Below are 18,758 nucleotides of genomic sequence, written 5' to 3' on the forward strand. Positions count from 1 at the left end.
TGCCTGACCTTTTCTTATCGGGGGGTGCGGGCAATAATGCCCTGCCCCCCTGCTAGCAAGAGCGAGTGCATAAGCAGCCTGCCGATTGACAATGAAGGGCGGTGGTGGCAGGGCTTGAATCGAACCGGAAAAATAACGCTTTGATATCAATCCTGTTCTTGGAACAAAGACAGACTCTCCCCCACACTCTCCCCCACATTTTCGTTCATTTAACGGTGGTTTGGTTCAACGTTTTGGCCGAAAAGCTGAATAAATGGGCGGTTCGCGGAGCGCCTGATCGCAACATAATAGCACGTTCTGACACTGTCCAATTGCGGGTTAGCGGCCTAGTCAGTTCAATGCCCGATGCCGCTCAACCAGCCTATGCAAACTAGCGGTCGTGATGCGCGTTGCCTTGCCGATCTTGATCGTTTCGAGTTCGCCCCTGGAGATCAACTCGTAGAGCTTTGTGCGCCCGACGCCGATCATGCGTGCAGCATCATTCACCCTGACGCAGATCGGCTCGACGGATTGTTGATCACTCATTCCGCCGCTTCCTCTTCACGATAGTGAGCGGGATCAGCGATCCAGCGATTGATGGCTGATTCATGCCATCCTGCGCCATGTACGCTGATCTTTACCTGTGACGGGAAAGTGCCCTCGGCGATCTTGCGGTAGATGGTGGAGCGGGAAAGACCGGTGCGGTCGAGCACTGTCTTCAGTCGGATGATACGTTCGGTATTGGACATTGGGCGTTCCCTTTTCTGACACTAGCAGCCCCTCCGGGGAACATAATGAGAACTTTTCTGTAGCGCGCAAGGGCCAGATTCAGTTGAAACTCGGAGAATTCTTCAACGATTTGCACGATTTGAACCGTCTATGGACGGTTAGAGACTTTTGCGGACAAGCCGCTCCGATGCCCTCGGCGCGGAAGATTTTTTTGCTCCACCCGATTTTGCGGCAGACATGCGCTAATTTGAAGCGGCGAAGACGGATTTCCGCGCCAACGTTGCTCGATTCTGCGCGATTCCGGTTGAATATGTGCCGCTAGCCCGATCCTTGCTGATTTTCTAATTTGCATGGGCGAAAGAATTCTCTGCTGTCGAACCTAGCCGCGCGCAATGACGGAAATTGGGCCGAAAGCGGACGGTCGGATCTTGGTGCTGCGACCACAGAAGCGGACATACGACTTCGACCCAAGTGTGGACGCGAACCACTAACTCACTTGCGCTGAATAGAGACACCGAGCGCAAGCAGTCATTCAACAGGTGGCTGTTCGGCAAGCAGTGCCTCCTGACGCGCCATCGAGTCGTCTAGCAGCAGTCTTTTCGCTACGATTTGCACGTCCTCCACGGACGCCTGGGCCAAACTCGCACTAGCAGGCAATTTCAACTCACGCTTCATCGCGGCGATGACCCGCCGATTGGCAAAACTATGCGCATCGGACGGGTCGTCGCTCTGGTTGGCTTCGAAACGCGCTATTAAACGGTCACGGCTCTCGTACGCTATATTGAGCTCCACGAGCTTGGCTCGGTATTCAAGCTCCCAACCCATCAAGTCTGGAAACATCCTATAGTCGCGGAAATGCTGGCTTTCATGCGCCAGAAAGCTGACTTGGAAGCGTTCGTCTTCCAAGCTTTCCCAGCGAGGTACGACAACATAGAGAGCGTCTGGTTTGGCCCAGCCGCCCGTGCCAGCGCGATTGCAAGTGAAGTAGCTGCTCCAGCCACCGCTGACGAAGTCATCGAGATAGACTACACGCGTTGTCACCTGCCCCTCTGGCAGATCGACAGTGTGGGTCCGTTCCGCTTGGGAGCGCCAAATCATCAGCTCACGCAGTTTGCCCGTTCTTCCTTGGAGCGAGTGAAACCCTTCGGCAGTCAAGTGCGCTGCGATAGCTTCTTCAAGCATCACGATGTCATCGGGAGCCGTCAGGTTAAGGGTGCGAGAAACACTTTCAATCAGGCGCTCTCGTGCGTCATCTATAGGCATCGCGTGATTTAGGCTGTTCTTCCAGTATGCACGATAGTCGGCAAGAAGTGAGCGAACGAGTGGACTTGCTACTTCACGTGGGAATGACGATGGATTGCGCGATCTGAGTTTGTCGAGCGCACATGTTGCGAAAGCCTGATCATCTGCTGATAGATCCTCTAGCTCTAGGCCTGAGAGGATTCGAATTGCCTCGCCGCCATCGGCGCGAAGGATGGCCCCTCGCGCGCTCGACAAAGCGCGCTCTGCCTCCATATTTGTTTCGTCATGTGGTGCTGTTTGGAGACCAAGCAGCAGTGTTGCGGGCACAGCCCAGTCGAACGAATAGATCACGATACAGCACTCACCTTTGATCTGCCGAGGTGAGGTGATCTAGCTATGCTGCAGAAAGACGATCTTGAACGGTTTTGATTTTCCGCCATTTGCCCGGCGTGCGTCCGGTAAGCGCGGTAACGGCGCGAGACATATGAGCCTGATCCGAAAAGCCGGTCAGATAGGCTATGTCTGCCAGGCTCTCGTGACCGTTCAAGATGATACGCAGCGCCGAACGTGTTTGCGCCTCGCGCCGATAACGAGCTGGTGTCGTACCATACACCCTGCGAAACCCGCGGCTTACCGTTTCGAGTCTCAGGCCGGCTTTCTCGGCCCAATCCCCCAAATGGATCGGCGCGTTGAGCAGGTCATGGGCCAGCAAATCCGGCCAGTCTGTGATAAGTTGCTGTTTGATCTCGCTAGGAATGAGATGGCGCGCGATCGCTTCGCCATCGTTTGCCGCCGCCTTCAAAAGTTCGTCGGGTCTGTTGATCTTGAAAACCGCTGGAAGAGACAGATGCTGCGGAACATCAATGTTTATGATTGCGCATTCGGAGCCAATGAAGTTGCGATGCGCTTCGAACGCGGAATGGTACACGACATCACCCTCTTGGACTTGCCAATGACCGGCATCGCCTATTTCCTCATACTTGCCTGACAGTATGAAGGCCGCGTAGCCGATCTTATGCCGATGTCTCGGTCGCGCGCCACGCTCCAGATATTGATGCCACATGGAGAACGGCATATCATTGGATTAGAGGGCTGTCTGTATCGTGAAACGGACTCGCCCAGCGGCCTGACCTCTCCATCTCATTCTCGATCCTTGAGCATTCGCTGAAGTTGGGCCGTAAGCGGTCGGTCGGCTATTTGGCTATTGCTTATATGGAGCGGACATTCGGCTGGCTAATGAGACGCCAGACGTTGCCTTCACCGGTTTTGATGTTAGCTTCTGATAATGGAAAGCCTTCAAGCCGCGATTGAATTTGTCGGTGGACCCGGGACGCTCTGGGTTCTCGCCGGAGTCTATTTCGGGAGCGTCATCCTTGAACGCCTCTGGGCGATCCGGGGCAATCCCGAATATGATAACGCCGACGCGCTTTGCTCGATTGGGCTGAACCTCATTTCGAGCGTTCTCAATCTCGTGATCGCGATTCTGGTCCCGCTGGCGCTGTACGTACTGGTGTTCGACAACTTGCGGTTGGTAGGCGACCTTTCGCTGTGGCTAGCGATCCCGCTCGCCTTCATCATTCACGAGCTCGCGTATTATTGGGACCACCGCCTCGGCCATCGCGTTGGGCTGCTGTGGGCGTTTCACGCGATCCACCATTCTTCCAATGAATTCAATCATTCGACCGCGGCGCGCGGCTTCTTCCTCGATGGCCAGCTCAAGGGCCTGTTCGCGCTGCCTGCCGCCTTCATCGGCGTCGATCCGGTTGTCTTTATCGCGGTAAGCGTCCTCACAAATTCCTACGGTATCTGGAACCATGCGAGCTATGTACCGCGTCTGGGCTGGGTCGACCGAACCCTAATGACGCCTAAGATGCATAAGGTCCATCACGCCAATCAGCCGCAATATATCGATCGCAATTACAGCCAGGTGACGCTCATCTTCGACCGGTTGTTCGGAAGCATAGCGCATATCGAGGAAGAGCCTGATCCCGGCCTCGTCAAGCGCGTCTACGACAACAATCCGTTCACCGCGCAATTTGCCGGTCTCAAGCAGCTGAAAGACCGCATGGACACGGCCGGAGATTGGCGCGACAAACTCGCCTATCTATGGCGTCCGCCCGAATGGTCGCATGACGGCATTTGTCGATCAGACTGCGCCAAGTATGGGAACGTATCGCCTGCTTAAACCCTGTCGCAGGCTTCAAGATCCGCATTGGGGCGAGCACGCCGCACAAGTGGACGCGGCGCTTACCCGGTTGAAGCCTCTTTGGCTTCCGCGAGTTCGAACGCGCCCTCGATACCGACGCCGAAGTATCGCGCGGTCGTTTCTATGTTCGTTTGCCCCAACAAAATATGCACCACCCACAAATGACCGATCCCCTTTCTATATCTGCGCAGTTTTGGTCCACCTCAGATAGTGCTTGCCATAGTCTCACGGTCGCAGTCCTATGGCACTGACCCACTCATCAACGAGGCCCACGTACTGGCGCGGGCTTAGCGGCGAGAATGGTCGACACGGGTCGGGTAGCGTACTCGTCGACGCTACCTCCGCGCTCCTCCAGCCAATATTCGGGGCGCATAGTCAATCTGAGCCCAGCGACGGTTGACGCAATTCACGCACTTGTTGATCTCGCCTGGTCTCGCTTCATCAAAGAAAACGGGATCGGCAGGCCGGTCGATATCGCTCGAGGCGACTGTGTGACGGCAGGCGATCTCCCGGAGTGGCTTCGCGCGAATGGTCGATTGCAGGGCACCCACCAAGCGCACATTCGTTCTGACATCAGCTAGAAAACAAGCTCTAGTTTCGGCGACGGCGGGCGACATTTTTCACCAAATGGATGAAAAATCATCCGTTTGGATCGAAAATGATAGTTTCGGATAAACTCAACTAACCTAACATCAGTCCTGCACCACAAGGCGCGCCGGGGAAGCGGCTGTCTTTGCCCCTTCCTTAGAGCGCGCAGTGTGCAACCAAGGGAGAGGGCCATGGGTAAAATTAATACTTGCGCGAGGTCGCTGTATCGCGCTTCGCTACTTGTCACGGGGGCAGTGCTCGCATCGGTGATAGGCGCGGGTACAGCGCACGCTCAAAACCAGGAAATCATCGTTACAGCGCGTAAGGTCGATGAGAACATCCAGGACGTGCCGATTTCGATCACCGCGATCACCGGCGAGACATTCGAAGAAGCGGGCCTCACCGAATTCGCCGACATCGCACAGCTCACTCCGAACTTCGACGTCCGCCCGAATGGCGCAACAGGCGCGCTGTTTGCGACCTTACAGATCCGCGGTCAGGTCGGAGGCTTCCTGACGCTGAACGCCGACCAGGCCGTCGGCATCAATGTCAACGGCGCGCCCATCACGCGCGGCACCAGCCTCTTCACCAATCTGTTCGATATCGAGCGGATCGAAGTGCTTAAAGGTCCGCAAGGTACGCTGTTCGGCAAGAACACGACCGGCGGCGTGGTCAGCGTGGTGACGCGCGCTCCCGAGCTTAACGAATTCGGCGGCTATGCCGAGTTTACCTATGGCTCGTTCGAGCGCACCGATGCCGAATTCGTCGCCAATATCCCACTGGTCGACGATATCGCCGCTTTGCGTCTTGGCGCGGCCCTCACCCACCGCGACGGTTTCGGTGAAGGCGGACAGGGATCGACCTTCCTGACAGGTAACGAACTTGCAGATGACAACGAGGTGTTCCTGCGTGGATCGCTGCTGATAGAGCCAACGGGTAATGTCCGGATCAGGATCAACGCGGATTACCATGATGTCGACGAGACCGGTTCGATCTTCCGTTCGCTGCGTTCAGCAGGCGGCGGCTTCATCGCGCTCGAATCGACCAATCCCGATATCTTCGTCGGCAACGTCTTCCGCGATGAAGCCCCGTTCACCGTGGCCGAGGAATACAACATCAACGCTACGATCGAGATCGATTTCGACGCGGCCACGCTGACGTCGATCACGAGCTACCGTGACCAGAACAGCTTTACGCTGGTTCAGAGCGCGCCGAGTACGGCCATCGAGCTGGGCCAGGACGCGGATATTTTCGGGCAAGAAGTGCGCCTTAGCGGATTGACGCTTGGTGAGCGACTGCAATGGCAGGTCGGCGGGTTCTACTCGGAAGAGGAAGGCATCGATATCGATAGATTGCCAGGCTTCTTCCTCGACACCAGCACCTTCGCGCGTAACGAGACGATTTCCATCTTCGGACAGGCGACCTTTGCGCTGACCGAGCAGGTCTCTCTGACTGGCGGCATCCGCTATACCGATGAAAACCGCGAGGTTTCATCGCTGGTATTTCCGCTCGCGAACGAAGCCGAATTCGACGGTGTGTCCTGGCTTGCGAGCGTCGATTACCGTCCTTCCGATCTCGTACTTCTATATGCCAGCGTCTCACGCGGGTTCCGCAGCGGGGCGATCGACCAGGACAACATAATGACGGTTGTGGAGCCTGAATTTGTCACAAACTACGAAGTAGGTTTTAAAGCGGATGTATGGGACGATCGAATCCGCTGGAATTCCGCTTTCTTCTTCAGCGACTACACCGATATTCAACGTACCGCATTCGATCCGGATGCGCCGCTGCCCGTCACGGTGCTGCGCAACGCTGCAGAGGCGACAATCTGGGGCTTCGAAAGCGAGCTGCAGATTAATCCGGTCGAAGGCCTCTCTTTCGGCGGCACCATCGGTTATACCAATGGCGAATTCGACGAATTCCTCGATCAGGATGCCGCCGGCAATGTTATAGACCGGAGCGATGAGCCGCTGGCCGAACCTGAATTGCAAATCAGCATTAACGGCCGGTACGAGCGCGATTTCAGCGACAATCTGACAGTCGGCGCGCAGGCCAATTACTACTATGTGGGCGAGCAATTGCTCGTTGATCCTGCCTTTGCTGCGATACTCGGTCCTGGTGAGGACGTGGTCGATGCCTATGGCGTGCTTAACGCCCAGATCGATTTCGACATCCGCGATCTAGGCGGGAATCTAGGCGGGCTCAACGTCGCGCTGTTCGGCACGAACATCACCGATAACGAATATTTCGTCGGGGGTATCGTGCTGGGGCTGTTCGGCGGCGTCTCCAACCGTATTGTCGGGGAACCCCGGCAATGGGGCATCCGTGTAACCAAGGAGTTCTAGGGCCGCGATCGGCGGTTCCGCGAACTCCCATTATAAGGCTGAATTGATGACACCCGATCTCCAACTCGACACGCGATCAAAGCTGCTAAAAGCGGCGGTCACGGTGTTCGGCAAGAACGGCTTCGAGGCATCTTCGGTGCGTCAAATCGCCGATCTTGCAGGCGTCAATCATGGATCGATCAAGTATCACTATTCATCGAAAGGCGATCTGTGGCGGGCGAGCGTGTCTTACCTTTTCAGCCAGATGGAACAGGCGGTCCACACCAATGAGGCCGCCTGGTCAAAAATGACATCGCGCGAACGGCTCAAAGATAGCATCCGCTCATTCGTGCGCTATCATGCTGCGCACCCTGAACTGAACCGCATCCTGACGATCGAGGCTATCGCCGGAGGTGAACGTCACCAGTGGGTAACCGACAATTACACTCGGCCATTCGCCGATCGCGCCGTCGCCGGGATCGCGCTGGCTCAGGAAGATGGCATCTATCCCAAAGAATTGCCCGCGATGAACCTGCATTACATGCATGTCGCATCGGGTAGGATCATCTTTCTGATGGCGCAGGAAATCCAATCGATATTTGGTGTCGACGTGTTCGCCGCGGAAGAGGTCGAACGCCATATCGATACGATACTGACGCTGTTCATGGGCGCCAGCGATCTGAAGCCAGGGAGCGCCAAAGAAAGATCAGGCGAGCGCTTGGAAAACTAGGCAATCGCGCAGCGCTACAATTACAGTTTTATGAAGGGTTGGACAATGTTGGACGTGGTCATCAAGGGAGGAAAGCTGGTCGACGGTTTGGGCGGCAAGCCCTATGCCAGCGATATCGGCATAAAGGACGGTATGATCGCGGAAATTGCGGCAAATATCACGTCCGCTGCGCAGCAGAGCATCGATGCCAGTGGCGCCATTGTGACGCCGGGCTATGTCGATATTCACACGCATTATGATGGGCAAGTCTGCTGGGATGACACGCTCGACCCTTCTGCAAGCCATGGTGTCACGACGGTGATCATGGGCAATTGCGGTGTCGGTTTCGCTCCGGTTCCGCCGAGCGGGGAAAGCGATCTCATCAGCGTCATGGAAGGGGTCGAGGATATTCCCGGTACCGCCCTTTACGAAGGGATCGATTGGGGGCGCTGGGAGACCTTCCCGGAGTATCTCGACTATCTTGGTAGCCGCGAATACGCGCTCGATATCGGCGCACAGGTTCCGCACGCGGCGCTTCGCAATTACGTGATGGGCGAGCGCGGCCGTTCCAACGAGCCGGCTACCGAAGAGGACATGGCCGCCATGGCACGGCTCGTCGAGGAAAGCTTCGAGGCCGGTGCGGTCGGGTTCTCGACCTCGCGCACGATCGGGCACCGCGCGATGGATGGACAACCGATCCCCGGAACTTATGCCGCCGATGACGAAATCATGCATTTCGCCGAAGTTATGCGCAAAGCCGGAAAAGGTGTCTTCGAGCTGATCCCGGCTGGTTGCATCGGCGAACTCGAGGCGCTTGGCGGTGAGATCAACACTCCCGAGCAGGAAATCGCATTGATGGACCGGATAGCCCGGACCAGCGGGCAGCCCGTTACCTTCACCACCTTGCAGCACCGTGAGGAACCCGACGCCTGGAAAACGGTGCTGGCGAAATCCGCAGAGCTTAATGCGAGCGGCAGCCAGCTGTATCCGCAGGTTGCCTCGCGGCCCATCGGACTCGTCACGAGCCTTAAAACCTATCACATGTTCGAGCGGCGGGAGACGTTTCTCAAGCTTGCAGATTTGCCATTCGAGCAGATCGTCGCAGAGATGGAGAAACCCGAGGTGCGTAGCGCGATTCTCTCCGATCGCGACATCCCGTCGGGCCAAGCAGGTATGATGGGCAATGCGCACCTCATGTTCACTGGCGCTGCGCCGCTTCTGTTCGAACTGGAACAGCCGATCAATTACGAACCTAAGCCGGAAGAAAGCTTCTCCGCGCAGGCGCAGGCGAAAGGGCAGAGCGATGAGGAGTTCATGTACGATTTCCTCGTATCGAAAGGCGGCTCGCGGTTCGCCATCCTGCTCGGCAGCAATTTTGCCGATCACGATTTCAGCGCTATCCGCGACATGTTGATGCACCCCGAGACAGTTATCGGCCTCAGCGATGCAGGCGCACACGTAAATCTGATCTTCGACGGCGTCGCGCCAACTTACCAGATGACGCACTGGGGCAGGGACAGGACGCGCGGGGACAAAATCCCGATCGAATTCCTTGTGGCCAAACAGACGAAACGGAACGCCGATCTCTACGGCCTTTGCGATCGCGGCTCCCTGGAAGTGGGCAAACGCGCCGATATCAACGTCATCGATTTTGCCAACCTACACCTTGGCAACCTTGAGGTGCGGGACGATCTGCCCGCCGGCGGGCAACGCATCCTCCAGCCCGCGCGAGGCTATATCGCCACCTTCGTCAAAGGTGTGCAGACGCGCAGTAATGACCGCGATACCGGGCGCCGCCCCGGCCGATTGATCCGGGCCTGATGCTTAAATTCAGTCCCCTGCAATTGATCGGTCTGCTGGCCGTGATGCTCTCGTGTTTCACCGTCTCGATCACAGTTGCCTACAATATCGGCGCAATCGTATCGGGTTACGGCGCGTCTCCAGCGCAAGCCGGATTGGTAGCGACCGCCCAAGGCCTGGCCACCGCCGTTGCAGCGGTACTTGCATCTCGGTTTGCAGGCAACGTCGGCTCGCGTTGGTTCTTCCTAGCTGGGCTAGGAGTCCTGGTGATCGGCAACGGATTCTCGGCGCTTGCACCAAATGTCCAGCAACTGACGGCGTACCAAGCGCTCGGAGGTTTTGGAACCGGACTTGTGCTCTCGACCGTGATGTCGACTGCCGCTCGCACCGCCAATCCGGAAATGACCTACGGCATCATCAATGCCAGTATGGGCGGTTATATCGTGGCGCTCGGATTTCTTGTCCCGCGTGTCATTCTGGCGGGCGGGGTCGAGCAGCTGTTTTTGGTCTATGCCGCGATCGCAGCCGCCGGGTTCATTGCAGCTTTCGCCGCGCCAAACAGCAAGGCACCCGAAGACGCCGCCGCATGTGCGCAGCATGCTGGCGAAGGAGGCGATCAGGCCGACAAAACGAGGCGACAAGCAAAGCTCGTCGCTTTCATCGCACTTACCGGCTTCGGCGTGTTCTTCTTCGCACAAGCGGGCCTCGGCGCATTCGTCGAGCGGATCGGGGTCGGATCGGGCGTCCCGCTCACCGCGGTCGGGTACGTGTTTGCGCTCGGCGGAGTGCTTACCATTATCGGACCCTTGATCGCCGGGTGGATCGGCGCGCGTTTCGGCGCGACGCTGCCGCTTATAGTGGTAACGGCGGCGCTCGGCTGCGTGGTCTTCGCACTCGCAGTGATCGCGTCTCCCACGACGTTTTACACCGCGACACCGCTCTATACGGTGCTTCCGGCAATGCTCATGCCGTCTTTCCTCGGTGCGCTCGCAGTTGTCGACCCCAGTGGCAAAGCCGCCGGACTCCAGCCCGCGTTCGCGACGTTGGGCGGAGCTCTCGGTCCGGCAGCATCCGGCGTCATAGTACAGCAAAACGGATATGGCGCACTGGGCTGGTACGCCATTGCAGTGTTTGTCACAGGCGCAGCCTTGATGGCGGCTGCGACCATCGCGGCTGACCGCAAGCGTAAGGGTGCAACCGCGACAGCAAGCGCGAACGCTCTGCATGAAGGGATCGCGGCACCAGCAGCGCCCACAATTGCCGTGCCACCGTCGGCAGGCAGATAACCAGAAGAGGGGAATCGAGTTGGCAGGAACACTTGAAGGTAAGGTCGCGTTCGTCGCTGGCGGATCGAGCGGTATCAATCTTGGCGTCGCCCACGGGTTTGCCGAACAGGGCGCAAAGGTTGCGCTGATCAGTCGCTCGGAAGAACGGATCAGTGCAGCGGCAGTGGAGCTAACCGATCGCGGCTTCGATGCGATCGGCATGGCCGCCGATGTCCGGGATTACGCGGCAGTCGAACGAACGCTGGCGCAAACCGCCGAGAAATGGGGTCCGATCGACATCGTCCTATCGGGGGCGGCGGGAAACTTCCTGTGCGATGCAAAGGATCTGTCGGCCAATGGTTTCAAGACTGTGGTCGATATCGACCTGCTGGGCACGTTCAACGTGTTTCGGGCGAGTTACGACCATGTTCGCAAGCCCGGCGCATCGCTGATCGCGGTCACCGCTGGTCAGGGCGACCGCCAGATGAAGCAACAGATCCACGCCTGCGCAGCAAAAGCGGGCGTCAACATGGTGACGCGCTGCCTCGCGCTGGAATGGGGCAATAAAGGCATTCGCGTGAATGGCATTTCACCCGGACCGATCGCCAACACCGAAGGCGTGAAGCGCCTGACCACCCCCGAAGACCGAGAGGTAGACCATAGCCGGTTCATCCCGCTCGGTCGTTTCGGGGAGAAGCGAGAGATCGCGGACCTTGCCGTGTTCCTGTCCTCCCGCGGTGCAAAGTACATAACCGGCGCGATCGTCGAGTGCGATGGCGGAACCGGGCTGACCTGATGGGTCCTGCCGTATCTCGGATCAGGCGCGTGGCGGCACCATGCTAGACCTTGGCGGCGGGCTTATCCGTTATCCGATCCAGCAATACGGCTATGTCGTGAATGACCTCGAACAGGCAGCGGGCTATTGGACCAAATTCTTCAACGCCGGGCCGTTTCTCATCTCGAAGCATCACAAGTCCAAAGACGTGCGTTACCGGGGTGCGCCCTGCGACGCCGATCTCAGCTACGCTTTCGGACAGGCGGGACCAGCGCATATCCAGCTGATTCACCAGCACTGCGACACCCCATCCGTGTACCGCGATATCTTCGCGCCCGGCCAGCAGGGGTTTCATCATGTCGCGCTGTTGACCCCCCAATGGGAGGAAGAACGCGCCCGCTTCGAAGCGGAGGGTTGCCCTTCGGTCATGGAGTTGGTGTCAGGCGCGCGTGTTGCCTATATGGACGCGCGCGGCGCCATCGGCTGTTTCGTCGAGCTTTATGAAGACAGGGGGCTGGTGCAGGGTATTTTCGATGACTGGAAAGCCCTCCACGAAGGCTGGGACGGCCAGACCGATCCGCTTCGCCCGCTTTGAAAGGCCAGGGAGTAATCGAGCAGGAGACAGAATTCGAAGCTCTTGCGGGTACTGTCGGTGTGACGGGAACTCCTCCTCGTTCCCGCGAGGCCTGGAGTCCTTGTTCTGGTTCAGGCCATCAAGCATCGCCGCTCCATCAGAGCGGCGGAAAGGGCTTCGTACATCTGTCCATCGGTCAAATTGCGATTGAAGCTGAAGCGCTGCAGCACCTTGTTGCTTGTTCGCATGGGCAAGTGCGAGTTCACCACCCCGTTGTTGGCTCAGCAACCAATCTCATGCCGACCCCTGCCATTAAGCTCATCGTTTACAGTTTTCTAGCAAGTCAGCCGAATGGCCGGTTTCAGGCGTTTCAGAGGTGGCTGCGAATGACCGAAATTGGGCCGAAAGCGGTCCGTCCGGTTGTGGTCAGGTAAGAGTAAACCGGACATTTAGATCGCACTATACGGAACCGGACGAGTGGTAAGCGATAGCTGAATTGCCCTACCCCGACATCTTAAATCCGCAAAAGGTACAGTTAATCTGAAAATCCCATTTGTCGGATCACCTCGGGCGATGAATTGGAACGTTTGAAGCGGTTGACTGGTTTCGCTCGTGACCTGCGGCTCATACTTCGCCGCTGGCAGCGATCGGCCTCGCTTGCCATATTAGTCTGACAACACTCGGCCGACAATTAATCTCCAACTAGCGCAATAACTTCTCGCCGATGCACTTGGTCGAAGATTTGAGAGATTTAGTGGGGCCAGTTGGCTTGGCGCTCGACTTGCGGCTCATGAACTGCCGCAAGCAGCCGCTCGCGATATTGGTCTGACAAGTTCGTCTATTGTTGCTACAGTCCTCACAGATGAAAACGTCGACTTTGATGTACAGCAACTCCATTGCACTTACCCACCCTTAACCATCGTTCGCTATGAGTGCTCAATGATTAATGACATGACGATAGCGTCAGCGGAACGGCTTTGGGAATCTTCTGTTTCCACGGAACGCACCATCGCGGACGACTATCTAAGGCAACTTGGCGCGTCGCAGAACGTCAATTCCGTTCGATTCAATATCGCTTGCCAACCAACCAATTTTGCACGCGGGCGGAAATTTCCTGCTGCATTGTTCGGTTTCCGAAACATCAGAGGGGACCTACTGGGTGTCGAAAGGCATTTTCTCGATCCCGATACCGGGGAGGTTTTATCTCGTGATTATATCGGCCGAAGTTCCTTTGCATACTGGTTTACGGCGAGATTCGATGAGCCGCAGGGCTTTCCGTTTGTGGGAACGATGTGCGTTACTCAAGGCATCGAGCGCGCTCTCGAGCTTTCGAACCAAACGGGCTGCATTTGCGGAGCCGTCCTTGACATACCACTCTTGAACGACATGACAGCGCCGGCCGACATATATGAGGTGTGCTTCGACGATGAGAATATTGAGTCAGCTCTCTTGGCCAAGATCATGTTAGCGTTCCGCGGTCGGGCCTATGTTACGTCGACGATCAGTGAGCGCTTCTCTCAAGAGGCTCCGGCTGTCGCTTAATGCGAACGTCAAACCATCATTAACCACTATTTAGCGGAAGTCTGCGAGTTTTTCACAACGAGTTCGGGTGAAAAGCAAATGCGCTTAGATTTCTGGAACAGCAGCATAGTTCGGCGCATCCGCTACGTCTTTGTAGCTGGTGCGCTAGCGCTATTCGTTTCAGTTGGGAACTTGCTGAGCCCGATTGACCTCGTGTCATGGACTTTCCAGGCGAAAGTTGGCGATCACCCATTGTCAGGCGATATCGTTTTTGTCGAGGTGCCAGAGACTGTTCTAGAAGATCCTATAGAGAGCGATACGCTGCGTCGCTCGATCGACGCTCTCGATGATGCCGGCGCAGACGCAATCTACCTCGATTTGGCGAGGTTGGAGCCAAATACTCCGCACGTTTCCGAGCAGCTGATCGAGCGCATTTCTGCGAGTGATCGCGTTTTCTCCGTCGGTCGTCACTTCATAGACAGAAATCGGGACAGGATCATTTTCCCTTCGCGGAGCGTCTTGGGTGATGCAAAGCGAGTCGTTGCCGTTCACGAGCCTGATTTCCTGGGGTTTGTTTGGCGTGTTCCGACGTCAGTCATTGTTAACGGCGTAGAGTACGATTCCTTTTCGAGGAGTCTTGCGGGTCTCGAAAGCGAAGACTCAATTGAAATCGATTACCATTTCGATGCGAGTGACGTTCCTGTTTTGACAGCCGAGACGGTTCAGGATGCGTTGGAGACTGAAGGCTATGCTGTAGGGAAGGCCTTTGTTTTTGGGTATCCTCCTGGCGCCTCTGATGTTGCCATCGACTTGCCAGGATCGCTTGCAGCACCGCAAAGTTACGTGGCAATTTTTGCCGCAGAGACACTGAAAAGAGGTGGTATGTTGAGGGTGGGAGCGCACCTTCGGGACTACGTGCCGTTTTTATGTTTTTGCATAATCACGATATTGATCAGCATCCCTTTCGGCAAACGCTCACGGCGCATCGGTTATGCAATGGCTTTGGCTGGATCAATTTTTGTCGTCGTCGGTCCGATCTTTCTTCCATTCCGAACCGGTGGAGCGGCAGGTTACTTCTTTCTGTCCGCATATGCGCTTCAGTGCGCGATCCATAGTTGGCGGTCTCGCCTCAACCTTCAATCCGCTGAAACGGGTTTGCCTACGTTGCAGCGTTTGGAGAAAGATATCGAAGCGCTACCTCGAGCGTCTAGGAAGGTTCTGGTTGCTGCCAAGCTCCATAACTTTTCCGAGGTGATGGCGACGCTGCCTGCCTCGTCCAAGGTTGAGTATTTTCACACGGTCGTAAAGCGTCTTCGCGTTGCGGACACCAGTCTGACTGTCTATTCAAACGGTTCAGACAGGTTGCTTTGGCTGCAGGAATTTGAAACTCAGGAAACGGTCCGGTCGCACCTGGTTGCCCTCCTTTCAATCTTCAAAAGCCCTCTGAGGCTAGATGGGAAACCGATCGACATCTCGATCACCTGCGGTGCTGACTTCAATTTTGGTGGTGAAGGTCACCGGCGTATTAGCTTGGCTGAAGCCTTAACTGATAAGACATCTCTCTCCGCACAGCCTATCCTGTTTGGAGCCGAGCCGGACGGTGCTGATGAAGAGTGGCAAGTCTCCCTTCAATCGAAGATCGACGCAGCACTTGAGGCCAATGAGATCTATCCGGTCTTTCAGCCCCAGGTTGCAGTTGATGGCCGAAGAATTGTGGGCTTCGAAGGTTTGGTTCGTTGGAATGATTCCAAACGCGGTTTGATTAGCCCTTCCTATTTCGTCGAGCAGTGCGAACAGGCCGGGAGGATGGAGAAGCTGCAGCAGTTCATGCTTAGAGAGTGCATTCGTCGATTTATGAATTCCAGTGCGCTGCAGACTGATGCGTGGCTGTCTATCAACGTGTCTGCAACACTTCTTGCAGATACATGGCTTACTCAGTTGGTGAGCCACGTTTTGGACGAAACGGGGTTTCCCGCTCATCGGCTTGTTTTAGAGATCACAGAGACTGCAAAAATTCATGATTACCAAACCGCTTCCGCAGTGCTCGGTGCTTTAGCTGATCTTGGTGTCGAGCTTTCGCTCGATGACTTCGGGACTGGTTCAGCTGGTCTCGAGAACTTTTTCCGTCTGCCCTTCTCAGAGCTGAAAGTAGATCGATTGTTCACCGCATCGGTGACCGAGAGCAACAAAGCCAGAGAGATCGTTGGAAACGCTATTTCTCTGGGCAAGTCGCTTGGTGTTCGGGTGATCGTAGAAGGGGTTGAGGACGAGAGGACTTTATCGATCCTTTCCTCGATGGGATGCGAATATGCTCAAGGTTTCCTGTTCGGAAAGCCTGATTATGATCTCAGCGCCTTTGAAACCTGCGAGGTGCAATGGTTAAAGTCGTCCTAAGAAAAATCCTTTACAAATCATTAACCGCGTGCAAGCGTAACCTGTCCACCAAAACAGGAGATCGCACATGTTTGATTTTTGGAACTGGCTGTTCCGTTAATCGGAAGCCACTTTAACTAATTCTGGAAGGGGAGCTTTTGCTCCCCTTTTCTGTGTTTGGACGACCTGCAATTTGGGTAGGAAAAGCGTCTTGCCATCCGTGCAACCGCTCCACTTTTCCTCGAGGATTCTCAGTCTGACGGGAACTCGTCTCCGCTAGGCAAAGAGCGCCCTGCCCTAGGCCAAGTTCAGGCCATGAGGCCTTGCCACTCAGCCAGAGCGGCGGAGCGGGTGGTCTTGTAAATCTGTCTATCGTTGAGGTTGCGTTCGGAATTGAAGTGGTTGTGGAAGTCAGCGTGAACTGAGGCGAGTTTCTGTAGCCTCTTCATTCGCCAGAAGCGTTGCATAACAAGTTTTCTCAGTCGCAATGGTGATTGCGAATTTTCAGCTCGATTGCTCTTCCACCGCCCCATCTCTTGGCGATCTTCTATGCTAAGTTCGTCCAGAGCAGCAGGATATGATCGAAGGCCATCGGTTACGATTTGAGTAGGGCGACCGTTGTGCTTTAACGCCTTCTTAAAAAAGTTCAGAGCCGCGGATTTATCGAGCTTCTTGGTGACATAGCCCTCAAGCACCTGACCCTCGTGATCCACCGCACGCCCGAGGTAATGCATCTCTCCGTTGATCTTCACGAACATCTCATCAAGGTGCCAACGCCAGTGACGGAAATCGCGCATCCTGCTGATACGCTGCCGCTTGATGTCTGCTGCGAACATCGGACCGAACCGGTTCCACCAGTAGCGAGCCGTCTCATGGCAAATGTCCATCCCGGGCTCAGCCAGTAGGTCGTCTACGTTCCGCAAGCTTAGCGGAGAGCGGACATACATGATCACCACAAGACGAATGACCTCGGGCGACGAGTTGAGGCGTTTGAAGGGGCTCTCTGGTTTGCGACGTCTGGGCATTCAATCGCCCTAACCTCGCCGCCTCAATCCGCAACAGGTACACTTAGTCTGACAGGGCCGGGCGAGCTAGCCCACAACTTCATCTGCCATCGACCAATCAGCAGCGACTTGGCAATGGATTCGCGCCGTATCGTAGATCGGTAGGACATTCGCATCGACGTCGACAACAAGATCCAATTCCGTACATGCGAGAATCACCGCCTCCGCCCCCGCTTGTTGCCCCACCGTGATGGCCGTTCTTACAGTACGCTCTGCGTTTCGGGTGGCTTTGCCAAGTTTCAACTCCTCCACAATGGAACGGTGGATTTCCGCAGAAGCGGATGCGCTGACAGGCACCAGCTCGATCCCGCGCTGCTCAAAGCGATCCCGAAAATATCCTTCCTTAATCGTGGACCGCATACCCAAGAGCAATGCCTTGCCAATCCGATCGCCTTCCATCTTGTTCGCCGTACAATCCGCGATATGCAAAATCGGTGTGTCAACAGCGGCCGCTACTTCGTCATACACCCGGTGCATCACGTTGGCCGCGATCAAGATACGTTCCGCACCGCTCGCCTCAAGCAGCCTAGCCGCATCCACAAGTTGCGATGTGCCGGTATCCCATTCTTCTTCACTCTCAAGATTCGACAGCAATCTATAATCAAGGCTTTCGATTGCCATAGGGACACTGGCGTGCTTCCCAAGTTTTCTTTGCACGAGATGATTGATCTGCTCGTAATAGGTGCGCGTTGAGATCCAGCTCATGCCGCCAATCAGACCAAGCTTGCGCATCGGTGAACTCCCAATTCGTTTCCGTTTGTCGCAAGGTAGTTCGGGGCGAAAGGTCAGTCCACGGCCGAATTGTTTTCGGAAATCGAATTGCTTGATCCGATTTCTTCAACTGGGCCGGAAGGAGACTGTCCGGTTTTGGGAGTCAAATCCAGCAAAGCTGTCGTGCCACTTTCGACCCAAATTCTGAAACCACAATGCTTGAGGCCCAGCACCTTGTTGCCGAGCCCCTATCTGCATCAGTCGAGAGGTTGTGTTCTAGGCTGCCTGCGATTTGCCCGTCGCCATGTCATGCACATCGGACGCGAAAAGCATATGCCCACCGATGCCCCAGTTGCCTTGCTCGAATTCGTTGATCCGCACCCACGTGACCGACCGTAGCGCTTCACCTTCAAGCGCAACCATCGTTTCTGTCACCCTTTCGATCATCTCCGCTTTCTGAGCGGGCGTGAATACGTCTTTGATTACATCGATTGTTACCATTGGCATTGCACTTCTCCTGTCGTCTTCCGAACCATTCCGGCGATAGGAAAACAATGGGGGATCAGCGCGTTGAGGAGTAGTCCGCGAAGCAAAGCAGGGGACTACGCCGCGCGTAGAAACCCGCTACGTTTTGCGTAGTAACAGCTTTGGCCCTTCGTAAGTTGCAGCAGATCGCGTATCGTTGGTTCGCGCTTCAAGCCTGAAGGGGATATCGATGAGCACTGCCGGGAGCCTATGCCCTGCTATCAAGGCGGCTGACATGATCGGCGATCGCTGGGTCTTGCTTATCATGCGCGAGTTCCTTCTGGGCGCGACCCGCTTCACAAATTTTCAGCGCGCTTTTCCCAGGATCTCTCCCACTGTGTTGAGCAACAGATTGAAGCAGATGGAAGCAAAT

At 56.0% G+C, this 18,758-nt stretch carries 17 protein-coding genes; 10 read left to right on the forward strand and 7 right to left on the reverse strand.

Going from position 1 to position 18,758, the window contains the following annotated elements:
- Positions 1-330: 330 nt before the first annotated feature.
- The 4 genes from KCG45_RS15155 to KCG45_RS15170 form a co-directional block, all read right to left on the reverse strand.
- Positions 331-525, reverse strand: coding sequence for a helix-turn-helix domain-containing protein (locus KCG45_RS15155; protein WP_218318031.1), 195 nt, complete (start codon positions 523-525; stop codon positions 331-333).
- Positions 522-728: a helix-turn-helix transcriptional regulator gene (locus tag KCG45_RS15160; RefSeq protein WP_047821402.1), complete on the reverse strand. Its 207-nt coding sequence runs from the start codon at positions 726-728 to the stop codon at positions 522-524. The genes KCG45_RS15155 and KCG45_RS15160 overlap by 4 nt, the downstream gene beginning before the upstream one ends.
- Before the next feature lie 508 nt (positions 729-1,236).
- A complete protein-coding gene (locus KCG45_RS15165; RefSeq protein ID WP_218318032.1) occupies positions 1,237-1,971 on the reverse strand; it encodes a hypothetical protein in 735 nt (244 codons plus the stop codon).
- Between the two features lie 373 nt (positions 1,972-2,344).
- A complete protein-coding gene (locus KCG45_RS15170) occupies positions 2,345-2,878 on the reverse strand; it encodes a helix-turn-helix transcriptional regulator (RefSeq protein WP_218318033.1) in 534 nt (177 codons plus the stop codon).
- Between the two features lie 357 nt (positions 2,879-3,235).
- Between KCG45_RS15170 and KCG45_RS15175 the strand changes: the two genes are divergently transcribed.
- The 9 genes from KCG45_RS15175 to KCG45_RS15215 all read left to right on the forward strand — a co-directional run bounded on the left by KCG45_RS15175 (position 3,236) and on the right by KCG45_RS15215 (position 16,106).
- Positions 3,236-4,135 (forward strand): sterol desaturase family protein, encoded by a 900-nt coding sequence (locus tag KCG45_RS15175; protein ID WP_218318034.1) that lies wholly within the window; start codon positions 3,236-3,238, stop codon positions 4,133-4,135.
- Between the two features lie 800 nt (positions 4,136-4,935).
- Complete coding sequence (locus tag KCG45_RS15180) at positions 4,936-7,089, forward strand: TonB-dependent receptor (protein WP_218318035.1); 2,154 nt, start codon at positions 4,936-4,938, stop codon at positions 7,087-7,089.
- 46 nt (positions 7,090-7,135) lie between these two features.
- Entirely contained in the window at positions 7,136-7,798 is a 663-nt protein-coding gene (locus tag KCG45_RS15185) for a TetR/AcrR family transcriptional regulator (protein WP_218318036.1), read from the forward strand.
- Between the two features lie 45 nt (positions 7,799-7,843).
- Positions 7,844-9,598 carry an N-acyl-D-amino-acid deacylase family protein gene (locus KCG45_RS15190; RefSeq protein WP_218318037.1) on the forward strand — a complete coding sequence of 585 codons (1,755 nt, stop codon included), beginning with the start codon at positions 7,844-7,846 and terminating at the stop codon, positions 9,596-9,598.
- Positions 9,598-10,863 carry an MFS transporter gene (locus tag KCG45_RS15195; RefSeq protein WP_218318038.1) on the forward strand — a complete coding sequence of 422 codons (1,266 nt, stop codon included), beginning with the start codon at positions 9,598-9,600 and terminating at the stop codon, positions 10,861-10,863. The genes KCG45_RS15190 and KCG45_RS15195 overlap by 1 nt, the downstream gene beginning before the upstream one ends.
- Before the next feature lie 19 nt (positions 10,864-10,882).
- Complete coding sequence (locus KCG45_RS15200; protein ID WP_255548258.1) at positions 10,883-11,638, forward strand: SDR family oxidoreductase; 756 nt, start codon at positions 10,883-10,885, stop codon at positions 11,636-11,638.
- A gap of 40 nt (positions 11,639-11,678) precedes the next feature.
- The gene (locus KCG45_RS15205; RefSeq protein WP_218318040.1) at positions 11,679-12,212 is read left to right on the forward strand and encodes a VOC family protein; all 534 of its coding nucleotides are present in this window, start codon (positions 11,679-11,681) and stop codon (positions 12,210-12,212) included.
- A gap of 918 nt (positions 12,213-13,130) precedes the next feature.
- Positions 13,131-13,733: a DUF7146 domain-containing protein gene (locus tag KCG45_RS15210; RefSeq protein WP_218318041.1), complete on the forward strand. Its 603-nt coding sequence runs from the start codon at positions 13,131-13,133 to the stop codon at positions 13,731-13,733.
- 78 nt (positions 13,734-13,811) lie between these two features.
- On the forward strand, positions 13,812-16,106 hold the full coding sequence (locus tag KCG45_RS15215; protein ID WP_218318042.1) for an EAL domain-containing protein: 2,295 nt from the start codon (positions 13,812-13,814) through the stop codon (positions 16,104-16,106).
- Between the two features lie 287 nt (positions 16,107-16,393).
- Here the strand turns inward: KCG45_RS15215 and KCG45_RS15220 are convergent, their stop codons facing one another.
- The 3 genes from KCG45_RS15220 to KCG45_RS15230 form a co-directional block, all read right to left on the reverse strand.
- Positions 16,394-17,110: an IS6 family transposase gene (locus tag KCG45_RS15220; protein WP_218318043.1), complete on the reverse strand. Its 717-nt coding sequence runs from the start codon at positions 17,108-17,110 to the stop codon at positions 16,394-16,396.
- A gap of 66 nt (positions 17,111-17,176) precedes the next feature.
- Entirely contained in the window at positions 17,177-17,881 is a 705-nt protein-coding gene (locus tag KCG45_RS15225; RefSeq protein ID WP_218318044.1) for an aspartate/glutamate racemase family protein, read from the reverse strand.
- Positions 17,882-18,136: 255 nt separating this feature from the next.
- A complete protein-coding gene (locus KCG45_RS15230) occupies positions 18,137-18,367 on the reverse strand; it encodes a tautomerase family protein (protein ID WP_218318045.1) in 231 nt (76 codons plus the stop codon).
- Positions 18,368-18,620: 253 nt separating this feature from the next.
- Between KCG45_RS15230 and KCG45_RS15630 the strand changes: the two genes are divergently transcribed.
- Positions 18,621-18,758, forward strand: a 138-nt coding sequence (locus KCG45_RS15630; protein ID WP_369410809.1) for a winged helix-turn-helix transcriptional regulator, incomplete at its 3' end; no start/stop codon positions are given.

It is taken from the genome of Erythrobacter ani (assembly GCF_019204025.1).
GTDB classification, from domain to species: Bacteria; Pseudomonadota; Alphaproteobacteria; order Sphingomonadales; family Sphingomonadaceae; genus Erythrobacter; species Erythrobacter ani.